The organism is Bacillus cereus group sp. BfR-BA-01309, assembly GCF_022664315.1.
GTDB lineage: Bacteria > Bacillota > Bacilli > Bacillales > Bacillaceae_G > Bacillus_A > Bacillus_A mobilis.
The window spans coordinates 49,479-73,609 of the sequence record NZ_JAKUHE010000011.1; the positions used below are offsets into that span (position 1 = coordinate 49,479).

The window sequence follows — 24,131 nt, forward strand, 5'->3', positions numbered from 1 at the left end:
ATATTGTAATAAAGTATTGTTAAGCTACTGCAAATACTTGTCTAAACTAATGTAAAAAAGAGTAAAGCATCCACATGCTTTACTCTTTTTTTCTACTTGATAATATACTTGGCAGTTGTACATTAACTGCCAACTTATGAATAAATCCAAATACTAGTCCAATCCCAATAAATATGTATAAGATTGTAAATACCTTTCCGAAATCCGTTTGCGGACTAAAATTCCCATCACCGACAGTCGTCAACGTGACCACACTAAAATATAAAGCGTCAAGAAGACGTAACCCTTCAACTGTACTATAAAAAATCGTACCAGACGTTAATGTTAAAAATGTTAATACGAATAACACTTGAAATTCTTTATCTTTCCACGCTCGTAAACAAGCTTTTAGCATCCGTTTCAATGTCAACATAAATGAAAGCATTCGACTTCCCCTTCCAAACAAAATACCTGTAGTTAAAGGAAAGTCTATCACCTTTCTGTATAGAAAAAAAGTAGCCCTCCTCTATTTCTAGAAAAGGGCTACTTTTTACTATTCTCTATTATTTAGGTGAAACAAGAATTTTCACTTGTGTTTTATCTTTTACAAGTGCTTCAAATCCTTCTTCAACAACTTGATCTACTGTGATTTTTTTCGTAATTAATTTCTCTGCTTGAATTTGGCCAGAGCTAATTAATTTAATAACAGCTGGGAAGATATGACGGTATCCAAGAATACCGATAACTTCTTTTTCTTTTAATACAAGGTTGTTTGGCGTAATTGTTGCGTCTTTTTCCCATACACTAACAATTACAGTTTGTCCTTCAAAGCTTGTACTTTCAATTGCTTGACGAAGTACTACTTCAACACCTGTTACTTCAAAGCTCACATTTACACCTAAACCATTTGTTAAGTTACGAATTTCTGTTAGTACATCTTGAGTAGCTGGATTTAATACGTAATCCGCACCTGCTAATTTTGCTAACTCTTGACGTTCTTTAGAAAGTTCTACTGCAATAACAGGAGTTGCTCCTGCTGCTTTAGCTGCTTGAATGACAAGAAGTCCAATTGGACCACAACCAAATACTGCTACAGCTTCCCCTTCTTTTAATTTACTTTGACGTACTGCATGAACGGCTACTGCTGCTGGTTCTACAAGTGCACCTTGTTCATACGTCATTTCATCAGGAATATGGTGAACCATATCTTCTGGTACTACTGTATATTCAGAGAAACCGCCGCCTTCTCCGCCAAGACCGTGGAAAACAAGTTGTTCACAAACATTGTAATGTCCATGTTTACAAGCTTCACATTTACCACAAGAATAAATTGGTTCTACAACGACGCGATCTCCCACCTTATGAGAAGTAACTCCTTCACCGATTTCAACTACCTCACCACTAAACTCATGACCTAAAATAACCGGTGCTTTTACGTGTGTTAATGGGTGCTCTTCTGTTGGAATAAAAATAGGTCCTGCTAAATATTCATGCAAGTCTGTTCCGCAGATACCACACCATTTCACTTTAATCTTAACTGCTCCTGGTCTTACAGTTGGTTCTGGTACTTCTTCTACTCGTACATCACGTTGATTATGCCAAAGTAGTGCTTTCATTTTATACATCCCTCTCTACGTATATACTTAACCTGGTGAAGTTTACAAATCTATTATAATACTTCCATCCATATATTTCAAAAAAACAATCTAATTTCCACTAAATTTTAACAAATAATGTTCAATATTTTGTCACTTTGTACTTTTTTCCACATCTGTTAATTCAATCTCATTGCGGTTGAAATTAGCAGTATGCCATAATAGCATAGGAGAGGTGAATATCGCTTGAAATATTTTATTTACTTTATTGTTATTGTAGCGTTTCTAGATACATTTTCACAATTACCTATTATGAGTACGTTCGCTCAAAGTCTTGGAGGATCTCCTCTTATTATTGGGCTAGTTGTCGGTATGTACTCATTCGCTAATATGATCGGTAATATTATTGCTGGCGCTGCTGTCGATAAATTTGGTGCAAAAAAAATACTTTATATAAGCATGGGGCTTACGAGTTTCATAGTCTTGTTATACACCGTTGTTCAAAGTGGTGAACAACTATTAGTTGTGCGCTTTATGCACGGATTTAGTGACGGATTTTTAATTCCTGCTGCCTTTACGTTTTTATCAAAACAAACAAATTCAGCAAGACAAGGTAAGGCAATGGCTCTATCTGGTGCTGCTGTTGGAACAGCGGCAATTGTAGGACCCGCTTTCAGTGGGATTATGAAAGCTACCGCTGGTATAGAGTGGGTGTTCATTACCATTTCTATTTTAATGGTCCTTGGTACAATCGTATCTCTATTCTTCTTACCAAATAACGTATCAAGAAAAGATACTTCAAGAACACAAATGATGAACAAAGAAGATATGATTGAGCTATTGAAATCAGAACCGTTATTGCAAGCATATATTGGTGCTTTCACACTAATGTTTTCACAAGGAATTGTCACGTATATGCTCCCAGTGAAAGTTGAGGCATTAGCACTTAAAGCATCTACAACAGGTATGATGTTAAGTGTATTCGGAATTACCGCTATCCTCTTCTTCTTGCTGCCAACAAATCGTATTTACGATCGATTTAATCGTTCAAAACTCATGCTAATTGGTATTGCAGTAATGGCATTCGCGTTATCTTTACTTGGATTATTCACAACAAAAGGTATGCTCTTTATCGTTATGATGATTTATGGCATTGGATTCGCTATCCTTTTCCCATCAATAAATGCGTTACTTGTTGAAAATACGACAGATGATAAGCGCGGAAAAGCATTCGGATTGTTTTATGCTTTCTTCTCATTAGGAGTTGTTGCTGGATCCTTTACAGTTGGAGCAATCGGGGCATCCCCTAGCGTCAGCTTCGTTATCGGAACTGCATTCTTATTAACATTCGCTGGAATGATTTATGTAAGAAACAAAATAAAAAGTAAAGAAAAAAACAAAGTAAAAAAGACAATGATGGGTTAATCCCATCATTGTCTTTCTATGTATAGCCTTTTAATTTATAATTTCAACATATGCTGGATTCGCAGTTATATAATTTCCAGATTTTAATTTATACATTTTCGAACCATTCACAGTTAATGTTTCTACAACAGTAAACACATCTCCCTGTTTCACAGTCCCTGCTTTTGCATTCCAATCAGGTTGGTTATAATAGTATAATTCAGGTGCCTTTACACGAAGTAAGAATGTTTTCTTTTGTAAATTAAATGATTTTACTAATCCATTTACATGTCCTCTTGCAAGCTGCTCTCTAAAATCCGCATTGGCAAGCTTTGCAGCATCCTCAGCTCGATCAATAAATCCATTTTCAGTCAATATTGCAGGCATATTTGTCTCTCTTAACACATGAAAATTACTTGTTTTCATTCCTCGATCAACAAAATCAGTTGTTTTCATAATTTCTTGATGAATCAATTGGTGATACGTTGTAGTAGGAGCACCTACATTCGGATAACTGTAATCCTCATAGCCTGTTCCTCCACCACTATTGATATGCACAGATAAGAAGAAGTTTGCTCCCCACTGATTAGCATCATTCGTTCTTTGTGCTAATGTAGGATACACATCACTTGTACGGCTCATTCTAATCTCATGACCTGCATACTCAGAATTTAAAATATTACGAATTCGCAAAGCAATATCTAATGTTAAATCCTTCTCTTTCAAACCATTTCCAATAGCACCTGTATCTGTTCCCCCATGCCCTGGATCTAGATAAATTTTAACTGTTTCTGCACTCGCATTTGTACTTGGCACAATAAAAAACATACAAGTTAAACATAATAAAAAGATACTACTTTTCATAACAAACGATACATTTTTCCATGCTTTCAATTACTTTACTCTCCCTTTACTTACAAATTAAAAATTTACTACGTGCTACTTTTCTTTTTCCGAAAGAATATTACATTAAACTACTAAACTATTATCTTATTAATTCCCTATGAATTTTACTTAAAACAAAAACTAAAAGCAATATATAATTTTATTTTTTAAAAATAATTAAATTTCGACACCTTAAATTTGTAAAACCTTTAAAAATATGTATTTACTTTTTTTCCAATTAGAACATTTACCATATTAAAATAATTAATTCCCATCCGATATACTGAAAGTTCTTCGAGTCAATTTCATAAAAAACAAAGAAATCCTTTCGACAATTTCCTCGGAAATACTTCTTTTCCCCACATAATTTGATACACTACACATAGATAAATTAATACCTTAATGTACAAAGAAAAAGCACATCCTTCGAATGAAGAATGTGCTTTTATTTTATCTCGCTATTTGCGGACAGTAAGAATCCCGCCTCGAAATTCGACGAATACGAGGAAGTGTGTACTAATAATCATTGTGGATGAACACCTCCGACTGATTAAAGTTCCATTTTATTAACGCTTAATCCAAACAGCGCCTGCCGATTTATCCTCTGCCTGGCCAACAACTTGGAATTTAAGTCCAAGGTTTGGAACTGTTCTTCCTGCGTCTGCAATTTGTTTGTTACTATATACTTTTGAATCATCAAAAGTGGTAACACCTTGTAACCCAGAATAGTTAAACTGCCCACGTGTTAATGAATTTACACTCCATGCTGGTGTTTGATCAAATGAAAATGCAGCGTCTGCAATTTGCATGCCCGTATTACCGTAAGTTGGTCTTCCGTTTAAATTGCCAACAAGTGCCTCTGGATGAGAATCTACCACACCAAGGAATCCTTCACCTGGATGCACCCCAACCCAGTTATCTTTGAAGCTATCATCTGCATACCAAACGACAAGACCTGTATTATACACAGGGCCTTTTCCTGCTTTTAACCCATTATCTGATCCCGCATAGTTTCTCCACTCTAAGTAGTAATAATGAGCTTTCTTTTCTGTTCCATCAGAAACAACAAAACCATTTAAATTCATTTTAGACTGTCCTTCTGCATCATCAGAAAATACAACTTGTCCATCAACAGTTACATTTACATTATCCATCGCAAAACCTTTATATGTTACAGCTGGATCTGTAATATAATCGAATTGCAGTTTCACCTTTTTCCCTTTAAATTGACTTAAATCATATGATTTATCCATCCATTTTCCATCTGTTGTATCTTTATCCTCTTGGACTATTTTTTCTCCAAGTCTATCAATTAATGTTTTCGTTCCATCTTCTGTTACTGCATGCACTTCGACAAAATCGCACTCTGCTTCTAACTCATAATTTGCTTTATAATCGAACTTTGCATTTGTTCCTTTTGTTAAATCAAAGAATGGTGTTTCTAGTGTTGTATGCATATCATCTCCTCTTGTACTATAATATGCATGCTTTCCAAACTCAGGTTTAATCGTTTCAACACTTTTACCTGGTAAGTTAACACGTACAACGCCTGGGCGATTGGATTTCGTAACACTTTGATCAATATATGTAGGAACTCCTACTCCACCCTTAATTTTATCGTAATCTACTTCTAAAATTTTTGCCCAGTTGCCGCCCATATTCTTTTGTAAGAAGTCTTTATTTTGTGGTGAGAAACTAGTTGGCTCTGTTCCTGCAATTTTCCCTGTCCAACTACCCCCACTCATTAATGACCACGCTTCGACAGGTGAACCCAATCCAGTATATTTCGTGTCATATTCATCCGGTAAGCCAAGGTCATGTCCAAATTCATGTGCAAATACACCTACTGCTCCATCTTCCGGTTCAATTGTGTAATCATGCGCCGCTACTTTTCCACCAAAGTAATCTACCTTTGATTTTGTACCTTCAATCGCTACTGGATTTACTGCTAATTTTGAACGATGTGACCAAATTGCATCATCACCTAATTTACCGCCACCAGCTTCTTGACCAACACCAGCATGGATTACCATTAAATGATCAATTACACCATCAGGTTCATTTTGATTTCCATCACCATTTGTATCATATCTATCGAATTGATCAAATTGAGATAAATCTACCCCTTTCTCAGCAGCCGCATGTAAAGCTTCTTTCACTAAATCACGTGCGCCTTTTGGTCCTTTATTATCGTGACCGCTGCTACCATCAGCACCGTAGTCAGACGCCTTTCCTGGAACAGTTAGCCATTCCGTTACATATCCATCTGTCGTATAACTTCCGCCAGACTGCTCTTCATAGTATTGTTTAAACGTTTTTACTTTTGAACCATCAAATAATGTGTACGGTTCATTACCAAATAACATTTTTTGATAATGCTCTCTACTAAAATCATTCGAATACATATAGCCTGGCGTTTGATCAATATTATTATGTTTATAATCACTAAATTCAACGAGTAATACTAATACTTTATCAGTTCGAACAGATCCCTTATAAGGGGCTTGCTTTGCTTTAGAAGTTGGGACTTGTCCATTCAATTGCTTTTTATTTGGTTCTGGTTTTTGCTCAGGACTCACATTTTTTTCAGGTTTCTTTACTTTCTCCTTTTCCTCCATTTTCTTTTCTTTTACTTTTTTCACATAATCAGATGCCTCTTTAGCAGTATCTGCTGGAAGAATTTCTTTATTTTCCTGATCGCCTTGTTTCTTTTCAATGTACTTTTCTACAGCCTTTTTCGTTTCTTCTTTAGAAGAGGCTGGATTTATTGTTCCTCTTTCCTTCAGTGCTTCCGCTAAACGATCTTCTTGAATTAAATTGTAATCAATTGGTGTTGTAGATACATTTTCTTTCTCTTTTGCTGGTGTTTCTGCGTATGCTAGCGGCGTACTCATTACAGATGTGCATCCGATAATTGCCGCAATTGCTAATGATGATAACACTTTAAATGGCGCTTTTCTTCTCATTCTATTTCTCTCCTTTTATAAAACTTAAAATTCAGATAAATAAGTGCATTTAAATCAAAATCTTTACTTTCTGCCCTCCCTATATAAAAAGGCATAATTCTATAAACGTTAAGCTTTCTGTTATAGAATCATGCCCTCCAGTTTTCTGGTCAGAACTTCTACCTTTTTATGTCGAAATATGAAAAATAAAAAGTGATTTGATATATATTAAATAGCTTATATAACAAATTTAAAAGACAATATGCAAAATTGCATGAAAATTCTTTTAAATAAAAAAGAACCCTAGTCAATTAAACTAGGATTCTCGATTTTCTATTATTTCTCTTGTGTTTTTTCCCAATCAGCCAAGAATTTCTCAATTCCTTGATCTGTTAATGGATGCTTCACTAATGAAGCAATTACGTTTGCTGGGATTGTTGCAATATGTGCACCATTTAATGCTGCGTCAGTTACGTGAACGCTGTGACGTACAGATGCTGCAATGATTTCTGTTTCAATGCCGTGAATTGCAAAGATCTCTGCAATTTGGCGAATTAAGTCCATGCCGTTATGACCGATATCATCTAAGCGACCTAAGAATGGTGAAACGTATGTCGCACCAGCACGAGCTGCAAGTAATGCTTGAACTGCTGAGAATACTAGTGTAACGTTTGTACGAATTCCTAAGTCAGAGAATGCTTTTACTGCTTTTAAACCTTCTGTTGTCATCGGAACTTTTACAACAACGTTTGGAGCAATTTTCGCTAATTCTTTTCCCTCTTCGATCATTTTATTAGCTTCTAAGCTAATTACTTCTGCACTTACAGGACCTTCTACAACGCTGCAAATTTCACGAATACGCTCGTGGAAATCTACGCCTTCTTTTGCTACAAGTGATGGGTTTGTCGTTACTCCAGCTAATACGCCTAATGCATTTGCCTCTTTAATTTCGTTAATGTTTGCTGTATCAATAAAGAATTTCATTTGTTATTCTTCCTTCCTGGTTTTCATTTTATATTTATTTATTTTTCTTAATAAGCTCTAATTCAATCGGAATAGATTTGTCCACTTTTTTACCTTGCGTGATCTCTTTTGCTGTTTGCATCGCCTTCTCCCCGATTAATTCCGGTTTTTGAGCAACTGTTGCAGCCATACGCCCATCTTTAACCGCCTTTACAGCATCTTCTGTTGCATCAAAACCAACAACGATTACATCCGTTTTTCCAGAAGACTTCAATGCTTCAAGTGCCCCTAATGCCATTTCATCGTTATGTGCAAACACGGCTTTAATATCACCATTTGCTTGCAAAATGTTTTCCATAACAGATAATCCTTTTGCTCTATCAAAATCAGCTGCTTGTTTTGCAACTACTTTTAAAGACTTATCCGCTACGTTATGGAATCCTTTCCCGCGCTCACGAGCAGCAGAAGAGCCAGGGATTCCTTCTAATTCAGCAACATTTGCTCCCTCGCCAACTAATTCACGAATGTAATCACTAGCCATTTGACCACCTTCAATATTATTAGAGGCAATGTGAGAAACAACTTTACCTGAATTTGCAACGCGGTCTACAGTAATAACAGGGACATTTGCTGCATTTGCCGCACTGACTGCTGAAGCAACAGCGTCTGAATCGGTTGGATTAATAACAACTACATCGACACCTTTTTGAATTAAATCCTCAACATCGTTCGTTTGCTTTGCTGCATCATTTTGTGCATCAACAGCAATCAATTCAATGCCACTTTCTTTCGCTTTCTTTTCTGCCCCTTTTTTCAAAGTCACAAAAAATGGATTGTTTAAAGTTGAAACAGAGAATCCAACTTTAATAGTTTTATTTCGACCTTTATCGCTAGAATCCTTTGCCCATTCTGGTGGTTCCATTGAACAACCAGCAGTAATGACCATAATACATGCAACGAGTATAAGTAACCATTTCTTCATGAACTATCCCTCCATTACGCTTCTTTTCGACGATCAATTAATACAGCTAGTAAGATTACAAGTCCTTTTACAACTTGTTGGAAGAAGGAAGATACACCTAATAAATTTAAACCGTTATTTAGTACACCGATAATAAGTACACCGATGAATGTACCAACGATCCAGCCTCTTCCCCCAGAAAGGCTTGTTCCACCTAATACAACTGCTGCAATTGCATCTAATTCGTAAGAAGTACCTGCAGTTGGCTGTGCAGAATCTAGTCGTGATGTTAAGACAATACCTGCAAGCGCTGCCAAAATTCCGGAAAGACCATAAATCATTACTTTAATTCTCGTAACATTAATACCTGATAATGCTGCTGCTTCTTCATTTCCACCAATCGCAAATGTACGGCGACCAAATGTCGTTTTCTTCAAAATGAAGTACAGTACTGCAAAAGCGATCATCATTGTAACAGCTGGTACCGGAATACCGAGAAAATAACCGCGTCCAAACATTTGGAACATTAAATGATCACCAAGACCAGTGATCGGACGTCCGTCCATATAAACAAGCGTCAACCCACGAAAAATAGTCATTGTTGCTAACGTCGCAATAAATGGAGCTACTTTTCCCTTCGCAATAATGATACCGTTTACAATCCCCATTACAAGACCAGCCAATAATCCAACTGCCATTGCAAGAAACGGGTCCATGCCACTTGCCATCATTCCAGCAACAAGTGCACTTGATAATGCTAAAATAGAACCTACCGATAAGTCAATACCCCCTGTTAAAATTACAAAGGTCATTCCGAATGCAATAAGCGCATTAATCGATACTTGACGCAGTATATTAAATAAATTTGGAATTTCAATAAATGCTGGATTTAAAGCTGTAATTACGACGATAATTAATACTAAACCGATTAAAGAACCGAGTTGTTGTAATACATTCCCCTTCTTAGCCATTCTTACTCTCCCCCTGTAGCTAGTGCCATAATAGACTCTTGTGATGCCGCATCTTTCTCTAAAATGCCTCCGACTTTTCCTTCATGAATGACAAGAACGCGATCACTCATTCCTAAAACTTCTGGAAGCTCAGATGATACCATAATAACGGCATCGCCTTGCTCAGTAAGCTTATTCATAATAGAGTAAATTTCTTTTTTCGCTCCAACATCTACACCCCTTGTTGGCTCATCTAAAATGAGTAACTGCGGGTGGATACCTAGCCATTTTGCAATAACAACCTTTTGCTGATTTCCACCAGAAAGAGATTTCACTGCTTGCTCTCCACTAGATGCTTTCACATTAAGTAGCTTCATCATATCCGCTGTAAACTGCTGTTCTAGTTCGTTACTAAGGACACTTCCCTTTGAAAGACTTTCTAAATTCGGTAAAGTTAAATTTTCTCGAATTGAGAAATCTAACACTAACCCTTCAGATTTTCTATCCTCTGTAATGAAAGCTATTCTTTGTCTAATCGCATCTATTGGACTATCAATCTTTACTTCTTGTCCATTTATGAAAATTTGGCCAGAATCTAACGGTTCGTATCCAAATATAGCTTTCATAATATCTGTACGGCCAGCTCCCATCAAGCCAGCAACACCAAGGATTTCACCTTTTCTAACTTGAAACGAAACATTTTCAAACTTCCCTTTTTTCGTTCCATTACGCATTTCAAAAATAACATCGCCAATTTGACTATTTCGTTCTGGGTAACGTTCACCAATGCTGCGCCCCACCATCATACTCACTACTTCATCAAATGATGTTTCCGGAATGAGTCTCTTTCCTACGTATTCCCCATCACGTAAAATCGTAATGGCATCACATATTGAAAAAATTTCTTCCATTCGGTGTGAGATATAAACGAACGAAACCCCTTCTTTACGTAATTTATTAATGACAGTAAACAACGTTTCAATTTCACGATCTGTTAATGCAGCTGTCGGTTCATCCATAATAATAACGCTCGCGTTTGTCATTAACGCTTTCGCAATTTCGATAATTTGCTGTTGTCCAACCGATAACTCTCCTGCCAACATAGCGCCTTTTACATGTAACCCTAACTCCGCTAGTTGCTGCTGCGCAATCGCGTTCATTTGACGCGTACGCAAAATACCTGTCTTCCCATACATTAACTCTTTACCGAGAAACATATTCTCAGCTACTGTTAAATTCGATAATATGTTCAATTCTTGATGTATAAATGCAATACCGTACTCTTCTGCTTCTTTCGCATTTTTAAAAGTTTGTTCTTGTCCATCAATCGTGATTGTTCCACCATCTCTTTTATATACACCTGTTAAAATTTTCATAAGCGTTGATTTACCCGCTCCATTTTCCCCCATCAATGCATGAACTTCTCCTGTTTCAATCATAAACTGTGCATTCTTCAAAACAGGATTGCCATTGAACGCCTTTGAAATATTTTTCATTTCAATACGCATTCCCATCACTTCCCTTTATTAAAAAATTACGCCTGCATGTAAAATTACATTGGCATAAGGAGTAGCCTCTCCTGTACGAATAATCGCCTTCGCTTTCTTCGTATGCTCTTTAAATTGTTCATGAGATACATATTCAAACGCTGGCTCTATTAATTTCAGCTCAATCTCTTTATTTACTTCCGCATTATTGTTAATGATTTCTTCTGCTAACGTCACTTTTTCAATTGCCATATCATCGGCTACCACTTGCAATACGTCTAAAAAGCTAGGTTTTCCAATCTCAACAGCTAAATCAATTCGTTTTACTCCGTCAGGAATCGGTAACCCGCAGTCTGCGATTACAATCGTATCTGTATGCCCAAGTGAAGCAAGGACTGATGCAATCTCACTGTTCAATACACCATGCTTTTTCATCCGACAATCACCTGCACTTCACACACTTTATCTCTCGTTGGCATACCGCCTTGCGCCCCAAGCTTCGTTACAGAAAGGCCACCAGCAATATTCGCAAAACGAATTGCTTTTTGAAGTGCTTCTCCTTCAGAAAGCGCAACTGCTAATGCTCCATTAAATGTATCACCAGCTCCAGTCGTATCTACTACATCAACAGCAATGCTAGGAACATGTACAATCTCCGTCCCATTATGGAAACGTACACCGTTAGAACCTTCTGTCATCAATAGTTTATTTGGATATTTAGCCAGTAAATCTTCAATTGTTGATGTGAAATCATCTAATACGATGCGGCACTCATGTTCATTTGGCGTAATATAAGTTGCCTTTTCTAAAATATCTTCTGATAACACTTGTGCTGGTGCTGGATTTAACATAACCGGGATTTTGTGTTCCTCACAAATAGCCAATACATATTTTACTGTTTCAAGTGGAATCTCTAGTTGAAGAACAACCATATCTGCTTTTATAAGAAGATCTTTTGAACGATCTACAACCGACTCATTTACAAGAGCATTTGCCCCTTGCACGACAACAATACTGTTATCCTCTTCTGCTAAAACGATATGAGCAATTCCTGTCGCTGTATCTGTAACCGGTACCACATAGTCGATAAAGACACGTTCGTTCTCTAAATTTTTCCTAACTACAGTTCCATAATTATCGTTTCCTACCGCGCCAACCATCGCTACATTTGCGCCTAATCTAGCTGCAGCAACTGCTTGGTTGGCTCCTTTCCCTCCTGGAATTGTATGAAATGCTTCACCAATTACTGTTTCCCCTGCTTTCGGACGTTTTTTTGAAACGGCCACTAAATCCATTGAAATGCTACCTACTACTGCAATATTTGGCATCTATTTCATCTCCTTACTTCGTTGTATTTCGTTCTATAATTTCAATCGGTAAACGATAGTGTTTCTCTTCTAATACGTTTCCTTCCATCCGCTCTAACAACAGCTCTGTTGCAATTTTCCCCATTTCATAAATTGGCTGTGCAACAGTTGTAATAGATGGATACATCATCTCTGTTAAAGAAATCCCATCAAATCCGATAATTTGTAAATCATCCGGAATAGAAATCCCCTTTTGAAGTGCAGCCTTTACAATACCTATTGCAATTAAATCATTTCCAGCAACAATGCCATCAATATGTGGGTATTCTTCTAATAATTCCACCGCTACACGCTCACTATTAGCTGGATCAAATGTACTCTCTGCAATCATATAAGAAAGATTATTTTGCGTAATAACGTCTACAAAACCTTCAAAGCGTTCATTAGCGGTGCTTACGTCACGCGGTCCGCGAATATGCGCAATATGTTTACAGCCTTTATCTATTAATAACTTTGTCGCTGCCTGACTCCCTGCATAGTTATCTGCATATACAGTAGGAATACGTTCATTAAACATACGGTCAATTGCAACAACTGGAACAGACAACTTCATGTAATTAACACTATTTTGTGGATTTGTTGCTACAATAAATCCATCCACATTATTTTGCCTAAGTACATCAATATATTGCTTTTCTTTCTCTAAACTCTCATCAGAGTTACAAAGGACAACTGTGTATCCTTGCTTATGCGCTACATCTTCTACGGCACGTGCAACTTCCGGAAAGAATGGATTCACGATATTGGGAACAACTAAGCCAATTAAACGAGATTTTTTATTATACAGTGAACGCGCTACTGTACTAGGTTTATAATCTAGCATCTCAATTGCTCGCTCTACTTTCTTTAATGTATCTTCATGAACATATCCATTTTTATTTAACACTCTGGAAACGGTCGCAACAGATACTCCCGCTAATTTCGCAACGTCTTTAATCGTACTCATTCTCTTCCCTCTCCATTTCATGTAACCGTTTACAGAAAATAATATAACGCATTTCTAGAAATACGTCAATCATTTCTCACGAAAAAGCTTTTAAGGTTATACTCAAAAAAAGCACCGCCATAAGGCGATGCTTTTTCATTACGAATATGATACAGTTTGTTCTTTTTCCTCTGCAGCCGGCTCTTCAGCACCTTTTTTACGATCTGATAGTTTAATCTTCTGTAAGAAAATCGTAAAGATGGCACCTACCACGATAAATACTAATCCTGTTAAGAATACAGTATGAAGTGAGTCTACTAAAGAGTTTTTCAAGATTGGTACAATGCTATTAGCAAATGCTTCTGGCATTTGTTTTAATGCCTCTGGACTAAATAGCATCGAATATAAACCTTGTGGGTCTGTATGAATCATATCTTTAAATTTCGTTACCATTTGTCCCGCTTCTTTCGGGAATGTATCTAATACAGGTACTAAATTCTTTGTTAACGTTGTACCTGAAGTGTTATTCATAATTGATCCTAAAATTGTAATACCAAATGTTCCACCGATTTGACGGAAGAACTGACTTGATGATGTTACAACACCAAGGTCTTTTTTCGGGAAACTTTCTTGTAACGCTAATGTTAATGTTGGCATTACAAGACCCATTCCTAAACCGATAACCATCATATAAGAAGTTGCAGTTAATTTAGTTGTGTGCATATCCATCGTTGTTAATAACCAGAAACCACCAGCCATAATAAGCATTCCTGTAATAATTTGTGGTTTTACACCAACTTTTAATACAAGTTGCCCGCCGATAATACTCATCACAATCATAGTAATCATCATTGGCGTCATGATTGTTCCTGATTCAGCAGCACTTACTCCTACAATTCCTTGCATAAAGAATGGTACGAACATAATCGCACCGAACATTCCGATACTCATAAAGAATCCAATCGCATTCAGTAATGTAAATGTGCGATTTTTAAAGAAATGCATCGGTAAAATCGGTTCTTCTGCTTTCGTTTCAACGATAATAAAGCTAACGATACCAATTAGAGCTAATGCAAATAACCCGATAATTTGCCAAGAATCCCATGGGTAATCTTTCCCACCAAATGTTAATGCAAGTAATAAACTTACAACACCGAGAATCATTGTAAAGATTCCAGCGATATCAATTTTAATCGGTCCTGTTTGTTTATGTGATTTTAATCCCATTGCAATAAAGATTGTTGCTAAAATACCAACTGGTAAGTTAATGTAGAATACCCATCTCCAGTTTACTGCGTCTACAATCCAACCACCCACTTGTGGTCCAATTACAGAAGCAAGGCCGTATAATGCACCAAAAATACCTTGCCATTTCGCACGTTCTTTTCCCGTGAACATATCTCCGATAATAATCATAGCCATTGGCATCATAATACCGCCACCAAGACCTTGAATACCACGGAAAATAATTAATTCTGTCATACCATTTGCCATACCACATAACGCTGAACCAACCATAAAGATAACTAGCCCTGTTATATATACGTTACGACGGCCAAGTAAATCCGCTAATTTACCTGCAATTGGTACAACTGTTGTTGATGTTAACATATAAGCTGTTGTTAACCATGTCATTAAGCTTAATCCGCCTAGTTCGCCGACGATACGCGGCATTGCTGTACCAACGATTGTTCCATCTAATGCAGCAAATAGCATCGCGATTATTAAACCGATTAACAGCAACTTTCTATTTATGTTTTCTTGTTGCTCCATGTAATCTCCTCAATTCCTCTTAGTTATTCTCTTTTTTCTCTTGTGTCCCGCAAATAATTGTTTCTAACTTCTCAAAGAGGTGTAACAAATCTTCTCTTTCTTGTAATTCTAAATGTGAGAAATATTTTGCAATGTGCTCATTACGAGCGATCATTGCTTCTTCTACTCTAGCTTTCCCCTTTTTTGTTAACTCAATGACGACAACACGACGATCATCTTTGTCGTGGTAGCGTTCTACAAGCTCTTGGTCAATTAGGCGATCAATCATCACTGTAATTGCGCTAGGCTTTACATACATCTTTTTTGCTAATTTTGTCGCTCTTGAAGCACCGTAATGATCTAAAATCTTTAAAATATAAAACTGCGGTGGTGTAAGTCCTGTTGCTTGCATTTGTTCTAATAACTCCGTCTGCATTTTCTTTCCAATTGAAAAGGCAAGAGCTTGAATTTTATCGATATGCGTCATATCATTTGGCATGTTATCCACCTCTTATTTAAGCAATAAAATATTTAATGTATTTAAATATTAATCCCACGAACAAAATCCGTCAATACTTTTTATTTATAAAAACGTTTACATTTTTGTCACAAAGTTGTATAATTTTCGACGAAGTTAATATTGACAGTCACGGAGAATCGGAGTACACGGCTATGAATCATAAAAAAGGAAACTTTTTTATATTTCATGGCCTTTTTATATTCTCTCTGACTCACAACATTTCGAATTCATTAGGGAGGATTTTCATTTTATGTTTTTCACACAATTATTTAAACCTGCGCCCCACGCAGAACGCTTACCAGCTGATCGCGTTGATAGCGAATACCGTAAATTACGTTTACAAGTATTCTTAGGTATCTTCATCGGCTATGCAGGTTACTACTTTGTTCGAAAAAACTTTTCACTAGCAATGCCATACTTAATCGAACAAGGCTTTAGCAAAGGGGAACTTGGGGTTATCCTTTCAGCAGTATCTATCGCTTACGGATTAAGTAAATTTCTTATGGGTATCGTATCCGACCGTTGTAATCCTCGCTACTTTTTAGCAGCTGGGCTATTTTTATCAGGTATCATTAATATTATTTTCGGCTCATTTTCTTTCATTACAACGAGCATTATACTTATGTTTGTCCTTCAGTTTTTAAATGGCTGGGTACAAGGTATGGGATGGCCTCCTTGTGGTCGTACGATGGTCCACTGGTTCTCTATTAGTGAACGTGGTACAAAAATGTCTATTTGGAACGTTGCTCATAATGTCGGTGGCGCTCTTATGCCTTCTCTTGTGACATTAGGCTTATACTTCTTTGCAAATGACTGGAAGAGTATTTTTTACTTCCCAGGTATTCTTTCAATTTTAGTTGGTATTTATGTATTAATTACGATGAGAGATACACCTCAATCTTGTGGATTACCTTCTATTGAAGAACATACTGGAGAATATCCATCAGATGAAAAAGTAAAAGATCGAGAACGCGAACTTTCAGTAAAAGAAATTTTATTTACATACGTACTAAACAATAAATTTTTATGGTACATCGCTATCGCGAACGTTTTCGTTTATTTCGTACGTTACGGCGTTGTAGACTGGGCTCCTACTTATTTAGTAGAGGAAAAAAGTTTTACCCATAGTAGCTCTCGTACAGCTTACGCTCTATACGAATGGGCTGGTATTCCAGGTACACTTCTTTGCGGATGGATGAGTGATAAACTGTTTAAGGGGCGCCGCGCACCTGCTGGTATTTTATTTATGGTTGGTGTATTCATCGCCGTTCTTGTTTACTGGCTAAACCCTCCTGGTAATCCAATGGTTGATAGTATCGCACTTGTCGCGATTGGATTTTTAATTTATGGACCTGTTATGTTAATTGGCCTACACGCACTAGACTTAGCACCAAAAAAAGCTGCTGGAACTGCAGCTGGTTTAACTGGGTTCTTCGGTTACCTAGGTGGAGCTACTTTTGCTAGCGCAGCTATGGGCTTTATCGTAGATGCATTCGGATGGGATGGCGGATTCATCTTATTACTTGTATCTTGTGTACTTGCAATGTTCTTCCTTGCTCTTACTTTAAACACAGGATCTGCAAAACAAAAACAAGCTTAAGTACTAATATTATTCTTATCAAAAAAAGAGAGGCTGTTCTTTCCAGAACACCTCTCTTTTTTCTACATATAAATCTTTTTTCTTACAAAAGATTTATTTCCCTCACACATATATGTTGGCGCTTCCAAAACACTTCAACTACTAATACAACTGCATTCAATTTTTGTATAAAAAGATTTTTGAATATTTTCTCAACTTATGCTTGTCAAACATTGTCAATTTATATTAAAATAACAACAACATACAAAATATTTAGTCTTTTCTGAAAAGATGGAGGGATAGCCATGAAGAATCCACTTCTTCGCATTGAAAACTTACAGACTTCCTTTCGCATACAAGATCACTATCATGCCGCAGTTGATGATGTTTCGTTAACTGTCCATGAAAATGAAATTGTCGCGATCGTTGGTGAATCAGGTTGCGGAAAAAGTGCACTTGCCCTTTCTATTATGCGACTGCATAATGAAGCAAATACAAAATTACAAGGGCAGCTTAACTATAGAGATAAGGATTTACTAACTATGTCGGCCGCAGAGATGAATAAAGTACGCGGATCAAACATCGGCATGATTTTCCAAGAACCTCTTACAGCACTTGATCCTCTTATGACAGTTGGAAAACAAATCGAAGAAAACTTAGATTACCACACAAGCCTTTCAAAAGTTGAAAAGAAAAAACGCACCTTAGAACTACTCCATCAAGTTGGTATTCCAAAACCAGAACTTACATATAAACAATACCCACACGAATTATCTGGCGGAATGAGACAAAGAATTGTTATCGCAATTGCAATTGCTTGTAACCCAGCACTCATTATTGCTGATGAGCCAACAACGGCTCTTGACGTAACCATCCAAGCACAAATTTTAGACTTACTAAAATCTATTCAAGAACAAACGAAAATGGGCATCATTTTAATTACTCATGATTTAAGTGTTGTCGCAGAAACAGCCGATCGTATCGTCGTTATGTACGCTGGACAGGTTGTAGAAACAGGAAAAGTTGAAGAGATTTTTAATAACCCTCTTCACCCATATACTCGTTCTCTATTAAACTCCATTCCATCTGCGTATGCTGAAAAAGAAAAATTGCATGTAATTCAAGGGGTGGTTCCTACGTTAGCAAAGCTTCCTCGCACAGGTTGTCGCTTCCAAGCTCGAATTCCATGGATTAGACCTGATCAGCATGAGGAAAATCCAATTTTACATGAAGTAAAACCAGACCACTGGGTGCGTTGTACTTGCTACAAGCATTTCAACTTCCAAGATAAGAAAGGAGATGACGTAACTCATGGCACTGCTTAAAGTAGAAGATTTAAAAGTACATTTCCCAATTAAAGGTGGTTTCTTCGGCCGCACATTAGATTACGTGCGTGCTGTCGATGGTGTAAGTTTTGAATTACAACCGGGTGAAACATACGGGATCGTTGGTGAATCAGGAAGTGGTAAATCAACAACGGGTAAAGCAATTATGCATTTAACGAAAGCAACAGAGGGTAGCATTCATTTTAATAATAGAGATTTGACAAAGTTAAGTCGCTCTGAGTTACGTGAACAAAGAAAAGATATTCAAATGATTTTCCAAGATCCATATTCATCATTAAATCCGAAGAAACGTGTTCTCGACATTATTGCTGAGCCTCTTCGAAATTTTGAGAAGCTCTCACCTGATGAAGAACGTAGAGCAGTTCAAGAATATCTTGATAAAGTTGGTCTAAATCCAGAGTCAATTTATAAATATCCACATGAATTTTCTGGTGGGCAAAGGCAGCGGATTGGTATTGCACGCGCTCTTACATTAAAGCCGAAGCTTATTATCGCCGATGAACCTGTATCAGCACTAGATGTTTCTGTACAAGCTCAAGTATTAAACTTCTTGCAGGATCTACAAGCTGAGCTCGGACTAACATACTTATTCATTAGTCATGATTTAGGTGTAATTCGTCATATGTGTGATCGTATCGGTGTTATGTATCGCGGACGTATTGTCGAAGAAGCAACTAGTGCAGAAATTTATAGTAATCCGCAACATATTTATACGAAGCGCCTAATATCAGCAATTCCTGATATTCGTCCTGAAAACAGAGAGAGACAGCGTAAGCTCCGTCAACAAGTAAGCTCTGAATACGAGAAGTCATACGAAAATTATTTCAATGAAAACGGTCGGGCTTATGATTTAAAACCAATCTCGCCAACGCACCGGGTGGCATTACCATAAGGGAGTGATAAAACATGTGGAAGTTTATATTACGGAGATTTTTAGTAATGATCCCGCAATTATTCGTGTTAAGTGTACTTGTCTTTCTACTAGCTAAGGCAATGCCAGGCGATGCCTTAACCGGCAGAGCAATGAATCCAAAAGCGGATCCAAAAGTGATTGAAGAACAACGTGAAAAGCTTGGATTAAATGACCCAGTTGCAACACAATATGTTCGCTGGATTAAAAATGCTGTCCAAGGTGACTTCGGTATTTCCTATGCACATAAAATGAAAGTAACCGATTTAATTGGAGAACGACTTGGAAACACAGTATCTTTAGCACTTGTCATTCTTATTCTTACTTATTTAATTGCCATACCACTAGGAGTTATAAGTGGGCGGTGGAATGATACATGGGCTGATCGACTCATTACCATTTACAACTATCTAGGATTTGCTACACCACTATTTATATTTGCATTAATTATGCTCTTCCTATTCGGATTTAAGTTTGCAATATTCCCAACCGGTGGTAGCGTAGATCCTCAAGTTGCAACAGGTACATTTGCTTACTATTTAAGCAAATTGAATCACCTTCTATTACCAGCTTTATCCGGTGCATTAATTGCAACAGTTGGTACAGTTCAATATTTACGAAGCGAAATTATCGATACGAAACATAAAGATTTTGTTCGTACAGTAAGAGCAAAAGGTGTTCCAGAATCAAAAATCTATTCTAGACATATTTTACGAAATTCATTCTTACCAATTGCAGCCTTCTTAGGTTATGAAATTACAGGATTGGTTGGCGGTGCCATCTTCTTAGAAAGTATTTTTAGCTATCCAGGAATTGGACAACTATTTATACAATCTATCTCTCAACGCGATTTTAGTGTAATAACTGCACTCGTTATGTTTACTGGATTTGCAACGTTACTTGGAACTCTCCTTTCAGATATTATTCTAAGCATCGTCGATCCACGTATTCGTATTGATTAAAGAAAGGAGCAGACGTTATGTTAGCAAACCCTGAAAAACAAACTGAAGTTGTTCATTACGAAAAAAGCCCTTCTGGTTTCTCTATTATGTGGCGAGAACTTCGTAAAGATAAATTAGCAATGTTTTCACTTGTTTTCCTAGCAATCTTATTACTAGCAGTCTACGCAACATCTTTTATTATGAAACAAGAAGATATTGTACGAGTTGATCTATTCGCTATTTATGCTCCTCCCTCTGCTGAACATTGGTTAGGAACAGATTATGGAGGACGCGATATTTTCGGCCAACTTATTATTGGTACACGTAACTCTTTTACAATTGGATTAGCAATTACTATTCTTTCTTGTTTAATTGGTCTTTCAATTGGATTAATTGCCGGTTATTTTGGAGGAGCAATTGATAATATCATTATGCGCATTATCGACTTCGTTATGGTTTTACCATTTTTAATGCTTGTAATTGTATTTATTACACTTGTTCCTACATTCAATATCTTCACTTTCATTTTAATTATGAGCGTGTTCTTATGGACAGGAAAGGCAAGATTAATTCGCTCAAAAGTATTAACTGAAAAAGAACTCGATTATGTCTCTGCATCAAAAACTTTAGGAACACCAAACTGGAAGATCATTCTCTTCCAAGTACTACCTAACTTAAGTTCCATTATCATTGTTAGCGTTACATTAAACCTTGCTGGAAACATCGGTATTGAATCTGGTCTAACTTTCTTAGGATTTGGTCTACCTGAAAGTACACCAAGCCTTGGTACACTTGTTAGTTATGCTAGAAATCCAGATGTATTACAAGAGAAATGGTGGATTTGGTTACCCGCATCAGTCATGATTTTAACATTGATGCTGTGTATAAATTTTATTGGTCAAGCGCTACGCCGTTCGGCCGACGCAAGACAAAGAAAAGGATAAGGGGTGGAAGAAATGACAAATAAGCCAAAGGTTTTCAAAGTATTAAGTACACTTGCGGTTTCAACATTACTACTTTCAGCATGTGGGGGCAGTGGTGGTAGTGAAAAAACGAGCAGCACAAAAAAAGTAGATACAAATAAATTTAGTGCATCTGTTAAAAATGATAAAAAAGAAGTTAAAGATGGTTCATTAACATATGGTCTTGTTTCTAATACACCATTTGAAGGACTTTTAAATTTCGCTGTATATGAAGGAGATCCTGATAACCAAGTCATTACAATTTTCGATGAATCTTTATTATCAAATGACGAAAACTGGGAATACACGAATGATGGTGCTGCTACATATGAAATTTCTAAAGATAAAAAGACAATTACACTGAAAATTAAAGATAATGTAAAATGGCATGATGGAAATCCTGTTACTGCAGAGGATTTAGAATATTCTTATCTTGTAATTGGTAGCAAACAATATGCCGGTTCTCGCTATGACACTCAAATGCAAATGATTGAAGGTATGGAAGATTACCACAATGGAAAAGCTGACAAAATTTCAGGTATAAAAGTAACGGATCCAAAAACAATTTCGATTACATATAAAGAGCCGAATCCTTCAGTGAAAACTGGGCTTTGGGCATACCCTCTTCATAAGAAATATTTAGGAGATGTACCAATCGATAAATTAGCAGAATCTGATAAAATCCGTAAAAACCCAATTGGTTTCGGACCTTTTAAAGTGAAGAAAATTACTCCTGGAGAATCCGTTGAATTCGAACGTTTTGATGACTATTATGGCGGAAAACCAAAGCTGAAAAGCATGGTTTTAAAAGTTGTTAACCCTTCCGTTGTTAACGCGTCCTTAAAAAATGGCGATATTGACATTGCTGAAGTAAGTGCCGATCAGTATCCAAATGTAAGTAAATTAAAAAATGCACAATTAGTCGGTAAAACCGATTTATACTATAGTTATATCGGCTTTAAATTAGGCCATATGGATAAAGAAAAAGAAGAAGTAGTGATGGATAAGGAAAAATTTAAAGATGTTCGTGTACGTCAGGCGATGGCGTATGCTATTGATCGAAAAGAAATTGGTGAAAAATTATATCACGGCCTACGTTATCCGGCTAACTCACCAATCCCACCATCTCTACCAAAATATCATAACAATAAAATTGGTGCCTATGATAAAGATGTAGAGAAAGCTAAAAAGTTATTAGATGAAGCTGGCTATAAAGATACGAACGGGGATGGATTCCGCGAAGATCCGAATGGTAAAGAATTTAAAGCTAATTTCTTATCAATGAGTGGTAGCGATGTAAGTGAACCACTTGCAAAATTCTTTATTCAATCTTGGAAAGACATCGGGCTAAAAGTTGAGCTTCTTGATGGTCGCTTGCATGAATTCAACTCATTCTACGATATGATTAAAAAAGATGATCCAAAAGTTGATCTTTTCGCGGCAGCTTGGGGAACTGCATCTGATCCAGACCCTTCTGGTATTTGGGCTAAAGACGCATCGTTCAATTACACACGTTGGGCTACTGACAAAAACACAGAATTATTAAAAGAAGGTATTTCTCCAAAAGCTGCTGATGAAAAGTACCGTAAAGATGTATACGATAAATGGCAAAAATTAGTTCATGATGAAGTGCCATTAATTCCACTTCATTATAAATTTGACTTAAAAGGTGTAAATAATCGCGTAAAAGATTATAAATATACACCAGTGGATCAATATAAATGGGGTAACGTTAGCGTAACAAGTGATAAAGCAGAAACAGAGAAATAAGAAAATAGCTCCTAGCATCTACATATATGCCAGGAGCTATTTTTCATTTATAACCCTTCTCTTACTATTAATAACAACCAATTCCTTCCTTACCATAAGATTAAAAGATTTGATGAATCATCTTTATTACAACAGCTAACGTAACAGATACAGCAAATCCTCCTAAACAAATAAGACCGACACCTTGACTATATGATAAATTTTGAAATGCTTTCATCTTTTTCATCCTCCCTCTCTCCCCTTCGATATGTTTATTTTACCAATGGAATAATTTTCATAACATCGATTTCACTAACAACAAACTTACAAATTTGTAAGTTAATAATTTCCCTTTAAAGTTATATATCTAGTATGTCCAAGCTCTCTCCCTTTATACGTCAAAAAAGACCTCGAATCATATCAAGGTCTTGCTTACACTACAAAATATCTCACTCAATTTATTTAATAATCATCACCGGGCATTTCACACGTTTTGCTATTTTATGACTGACACTACCAAGCACCATCTCTTGCAATGTATTTAACCCTCTACTTCCAGCTATAACAAGATCTATATCTCCTGTATTTACATATTGAACAATCGTATCTCCAGGATCGCCATGTAATATTGTAATTGTATAAGAAACGTTCTCTTTCTTTAATAAACCTTCAATCTCTTTTAATTTATCTTTTCGGCTAGCCGATATTGTTTCTAAATCTGTTTGACCTTGTATAATATCTGATTTTGCCGTTCTATTATCTACTACGTACACAACTTCAACATTTGTTTCTTCATTAAATTTCGCAATATATGTTGCATGTTCCGCTGCTCGAAGTGCATGTTCAGAACCGTCACATGCTAATATAATTTGTTTGTACATATGCTGAATCCCCTTTTCGTTATCCTACTC

General features: G+C 36.6%; 22 protein-coding genes. 7 read left to right on the plus strand and 15 right to left on the minus strand.

The features are described from left to right. Window positions 1–79: 79 nt before the first annotated feature. Window positions 80–424, minus strand: coding sequence for a potassium channel family protein (locus MR115_RS20390; RefSeq protein WP_132134690.1), 345 nt, complete (start codon window positions 422–424; stop codon window positions 80–82). A 118-nt stretch (window positions 425–542) separates the two neighbouring features. Continuing rightward, entirely contained in the window at window positions 543–1,595 is a 1,053-nt protein-coding gene (bdhA, locus tag MR115_RS20395; RefSeq protein ID WP_242242575.1) for a (R,R)-butanediol dehydrogenase, read from the minus strand. Window positions 1,596–1,820: 225 nt separating this feature from the next. Here bdhA and MR115_RS20400 point away from each other — a divergent pair, with 225 nt between their 5' ends. After that, on the plus strand, window positions 1,821–2,999 hold the full coding sequence (locus MR115_RS20400) for an MFS transporter (RefSeq protein ID WP_242242576.1): 1,179 nt from the start codon (window positions 1,821–1,823) through the stop codon (window positions 2,997–2,999). A 30-nt stretch (window positions 3,000–3,029) separates the two neighbouring features. Here MR115_RS20400 and MR115_RS20405 read toward each other — a convergent pair whose 3' ends face one another. The 11 genes from MR115_RS20405 to MR115_RS20455 form a co-directional block, all read right to left on the minus strand. After that, window positions 3,030–3,806, minus strand: coding sequence for an N-acetylmuramoyl-L-alanine amidase (locus tag MR115_RS20405; protein ID WP_242242659.1), 777 nt, complete (start codon window positions 3,804–3,806; stop codon window positions 3,030–3,032). Between the two features lie 623 nt (window positions 3,807–4,429). Then, entirely contained in the window at window positions 4,430–6,829 is a 2,400-nt protein-coding gene (inhA2, locus tag MR115_RS20410; protein WP_242242577.1) for a M6 family metalloprotease immune inhibitor InhA2, read from the minus strand. A gap of 315 nt (window positions 6,830–7,144) precedes the next feature. Next, complete coding sequence (gene fsa / locus MR115_RS20415; RefSeq protein ID WP_060629556.1) at window positions 7,145–7,792, minus strand: fructose-6-phosphate aldolase; 648 nt, start codon at window positions 7,790–7,792, stop codon at window positions 7,145–7,147. 34 nt (window positions 7,793–7,826) lie between these two features. Further along, window positions 7,827–8,753: a ribose ABC transporter substrate-binding protein RbsB gene (rbsB, locus tag MR115_RS20420; RefSeq protein ID WP_242242578.1), complete on the minus strand. Its 927-nt coding sequence runs from the start codon at window positions 8,751–8,753 to the stop codon at window positions 7,827–7,829. 14 nt (window positions 8,754–8,767) lie between these two features. Then, window positions 8,768–9,703 carry an ABC transporter permease subunit gene (locus MR115_RS20425; RefSeq protein WP_001074641.1) on the minus strand — a complete coding sequence of 312 codons (936 nt, stop codon included), beginning with the start codon at window positions 9,701–9,703 and terminating at the stop codon, window positions 8,768–8,770. A 2-nt stretch (window positions 9,704–9,705) separates the two neighbouring features. Next, entirely contained in the window at window positions 9,706–11,190 is a 1,485-nt protein-coding gene (gene rbsA / locus MR115_RS20430) for a ribose ABC transporter ATP-binding protein RbsA (protein WP_242242579.1), read from the minus strand. A gap of 18 nt (window positions 11,191–11,208) precedes the next feature. Beyond that, window positions 11,209–11,604: a D-ribose pyranase gene (gene rbsD / locus MR115_RS20435; protein WP_073517268.1), complete on the minus strand. Its 396-nt coding sequence runs from the start codon at window positions 11,602–11,604 to the stop codon at window positions 11,209–11,211. After that, a complete protein-coding gene (gene rbsK, locus MR115_RS20440; RefSeq protein WP_242242580.1) occupies window positions 11,601–12,497 on the minus strand; it encodes a ribokinase in 897 nt (298 codons plus the stop codon). Before rbsK ends, rbsD begins: the two co-directional genes overlap by 4 nt. 13 nt (window positions 12,498–12,510) lie before the next feature. Beyond that, window positions 12,511–13,482, minus strand: coding sequence for a ribose operon transcriptional repressor RbsR (gene rbsR, locus MR115_RS20445; RefSeq protein ID WP_242242581.1), 972 nt, complete (start codon window positions 13,480–13,482; stop codon window positions 12,511–12,513). A gap of 138 nt (window positions 13,483–13,620) precedes the next feature. Continuing rightward, on the minus strand, window positions 13,621–15,234 hold the full coding sequence (locus MR115_RS20450; RefSeq protein ID WP_071721019.1) for an MDR family MFS transporter: 1,614 nt from the start codon (window positions 15,232–15,234) through the stop codon (window positions 13,621–13,623). Window positions 15,235–15,253: 19 nt separating this feature from the next. Beyond that, the gene (locus tag MR115_RS20455; RefSeq protein WP_242242582.1) at window positions 15,254–15,712 is read right to left on the minus strand and encodes a MarR family winged helix-turn-helix transcriptional regulator; all 459 of its coding nucleotides are present in this window, start codon (window positions 15,710–15,712) and stop codon (window positions 15,254–15,256) included. A 271-nt stretch (window positions 15,713–15,983) separates the two neighbouring features. Between MR115_RS20455 and glpT the strand changes: the two genes are divergently transcribed. The 6 genes from glpT to opp4A all read left to right on the plus strand — a co-directional run bounded on the left by glpT (window position 15,984) and on the right by opp4A (window position 23,241). Continuing rightward, window positions 15,984–17,333, plus strand: coding sequence for a glycerol-3-phosphate transporter (glpT, locus tag MR115_RS20460; protein WP_071721017.1), 1,350 nt, complete (start codon window positions 15,984–15,986; stop codon window positions 17,331–17,333). Window positions 17,334–17,617: 284 nt separating this feature from the next. After that, entirely contained in the window at window positions 17,618–18,637 is a 1,020-nt protein-coding gene (locus tag MR115_RS20465) for an ABC transporter ATP-binding protein (protein ID WP_242242583.1), read from the plus strand. After that, on the plus strand, window positions 18,624–19,550 hold the full coding sequence (locus MR115_RS20470) for an ABC transporter ATP-binding protein (protein ID WP_001196373.1): 927 nt from the start codon (window positions 18,624–18,626) through the stop codon (window positions 19,548–19,550). Before MR115_RS20465 ends, MR115_RS20470 begins: the two co-directional genes overlap by 14 nt. Before the next feature lie 14 nt (window positions 19,551–19,564). Next, a complete protein-coding gene (gene opp4B / locus MR115_RS20475) occupies window positions 19,565–20,530 on the plus strand; it encodes an oligopeptide ABC transporter permease (protein ID WP_098254745.1) in 966 nt (321 codons plus the stop codon). Between the two features lie 17 nt (window positions 20,531–20,547). Further along, window positions 20,548–21,453, plus strand: a complete 906-nt coding sequence (locus MR115_RS20480; protein ID WP_132134712.1) for an ABC transporter permease — start codon at window positions 20,548–20,550, stop codon at window positions 21,451–21,453. Between the two features lie 12 nt (window positions 21,454–21,465). Continuing rightward, a complete protein-coding gene (gene opp4A, locus MR115_RS20485; RefSeq protein ID WP_242242584.1) occupies window positions 21,466–23,241 on the plus strand; it encodes an oligopeptide ABC transporter substrate-binding protein in 1,776 nt (591 codons plus the stop codon). Window positions 23,242–23,341: 100 nt separating this feature from the next. Here the strand turns inward: opp4A and MR115_RS20490 are convergent, their stop codons facing one another. Both MR115_RS20490 and MR115_RS20495 read right to left on the minus strand, forming a co-directional pair. Then, window positions 23,342–23,467 (minus strand): DUF4027 family protein, encoded by a 126-nt coding sequence (locus tag MR115_RS20490; RefSeq protein ID WP_242242585.1) that lies wholly within the window; start codon window positions 23,465–23,467, stop codon window positions 23,342–23,344. 211 nt (window positions 23,468–23,678) lie between these two features. Continuing rightward, a complete protein-coding gene (locus MR115_RS20495) occupies window positions 23,679–24,101 on the minus strand; it encodes a universal stress protein (protein ID WP_088028452.1) in 423 nt (140 codons plus the stop codon). Window positions 24,102–24,131 lie beyond the last annotated feature (30 nt).

Coding starts and splice junctions, on each gene's coding strand:
- MR115_RS20390 (WP_132134690.1), bottom strand. CDS start 424: ATGCTTTCATTTATGTTGACATTGAAACGGATGCTAAAAGCTTGTTTA.
- bdhA (WP_242242575.1), bottom strand. CDS start 1,595: ATGAAAGCACTACTTTGGCATAATCAACGTGATGTACGAGTAGAAGAA.
- MR115_RS20405 (WP_242242659.1), bottom strand. CDS start 3,806: ATGTTTTTTATTGTGCCAAGTACAAATGCGAGTGCAGAAACAGTTAAA.
- inhA2 (WP_242242577.1), bottom strand. CDS start 6,829: ATGAGAAGAAAAGCGCCATTTAAAGTGTTATCATCATTAGCAATTGCG.
- fsa (WP_060629556.1), bottom strand. CDS start 7,792: ATGAAATTCTTTATTGATACAGCAAACATTAACGAAATTAAAGAGGCA.
- rbsB (WP_242242578.1), bottom strand. CDS start 8,753: ATGAAGAAATGGTTACTTATACTCGTTGCATGTATTATGGTCATTACT.
- MR115_RS20425 (WP_001074641.1), bottom strand. CDS start 9,703: ATGGCTAAGAAGGGGAATGTATTACAACAACTCGGTTCTTTAATCGGT.
- rbsA (WP_242242579.1), bottom strand. CDS start 11,190: ATGCGTATTGAAATGAAAAATATTTCAAAGGCGTTCAATGGCAATCCT.
- rbsD (WP_073517268.1), bottom strand. CDS start 11,604: ATGAAAAAGCATGGTGTATTGAACAGTGAGATTGCATCAGTCCTTGCT.
- rbsK (WP_242242580.1), bottom strand. CDS start 12,497: ATGCCAAATATTGCAGTAGTAGGTAGCATTTCAATGGATTTAGTGGCC.
- rbsR (WP_242242581.1), bottom strand. CDS start 13,482: ATGAGTACGATTAAAGACGTTGCGAAATTAGCGGGAGTATCTGTTGCG.
- MR115_RS20450 (WP_071721019.1), bottom strand. CDS start 15,234: ATGGAGCAACAAGAAAACATAAATAGAAAGTTGCTGTTAATCGGTTTA.
- MR115_RS20455 (WP_242242582.1), bottom strand. CDS start 15,712: ATGCCAAATGATATGACGCATATCGATAAAATTCAAGCTCTTGCCTTT.
- glpT (WP_071721017.1), top strand. CDS start 15,984: ATGTTTTTCACACAATTATTTAAACCTGCGCCCCACGCAGAACGCTTA.
- MR115_RS20465 (WP_242242583.1), top strand. CDS start 17,618: ATGAAGAATCCACTTCTTCGCATTGAAAACTTACAGACTTCCTTTCGC.
- MR115_RS20470 (WP_001196373.1), top strand. CDS start 18,624: ATGGCACTGCTTAAAGTAGAAGATTTAAAAGTACATTTCCCAATTAAA.
- opp4B (WP_098254745.1), top strand. CDS start 19,565: ATGTGGAAGTTTATATTACGGAGATTTTTAGTAATGATCCCGCAATTA.
- MR115_RS20480 (WP_132134712.1), top strand. CDS start 20,548: ATGTTAGCAAACCCTGAAAAACAAACTGAAGTTGTTCATTACGAAAAA.
- opp4A (WP_242242584.1), top strand. CDS start 21,466: ATGACAAATAAGCCAAAGGTTTTCAAAGTATTAAGTACACTTGCGGTT.
- MR115_RS20490 (WP_242242585.1), bottom strand. CDS start 23,467: ATGAAAAAGATGAAAGCATTTCAAAATTTATCATATAGTCAAGGTGTC.
- MR115_RS20495 (WP_088028452.1), bottom strand. CDS start 24,101: ATGTACAAACAAATTATATTAGCATGTGACGGTTCTGAACATGCACTT.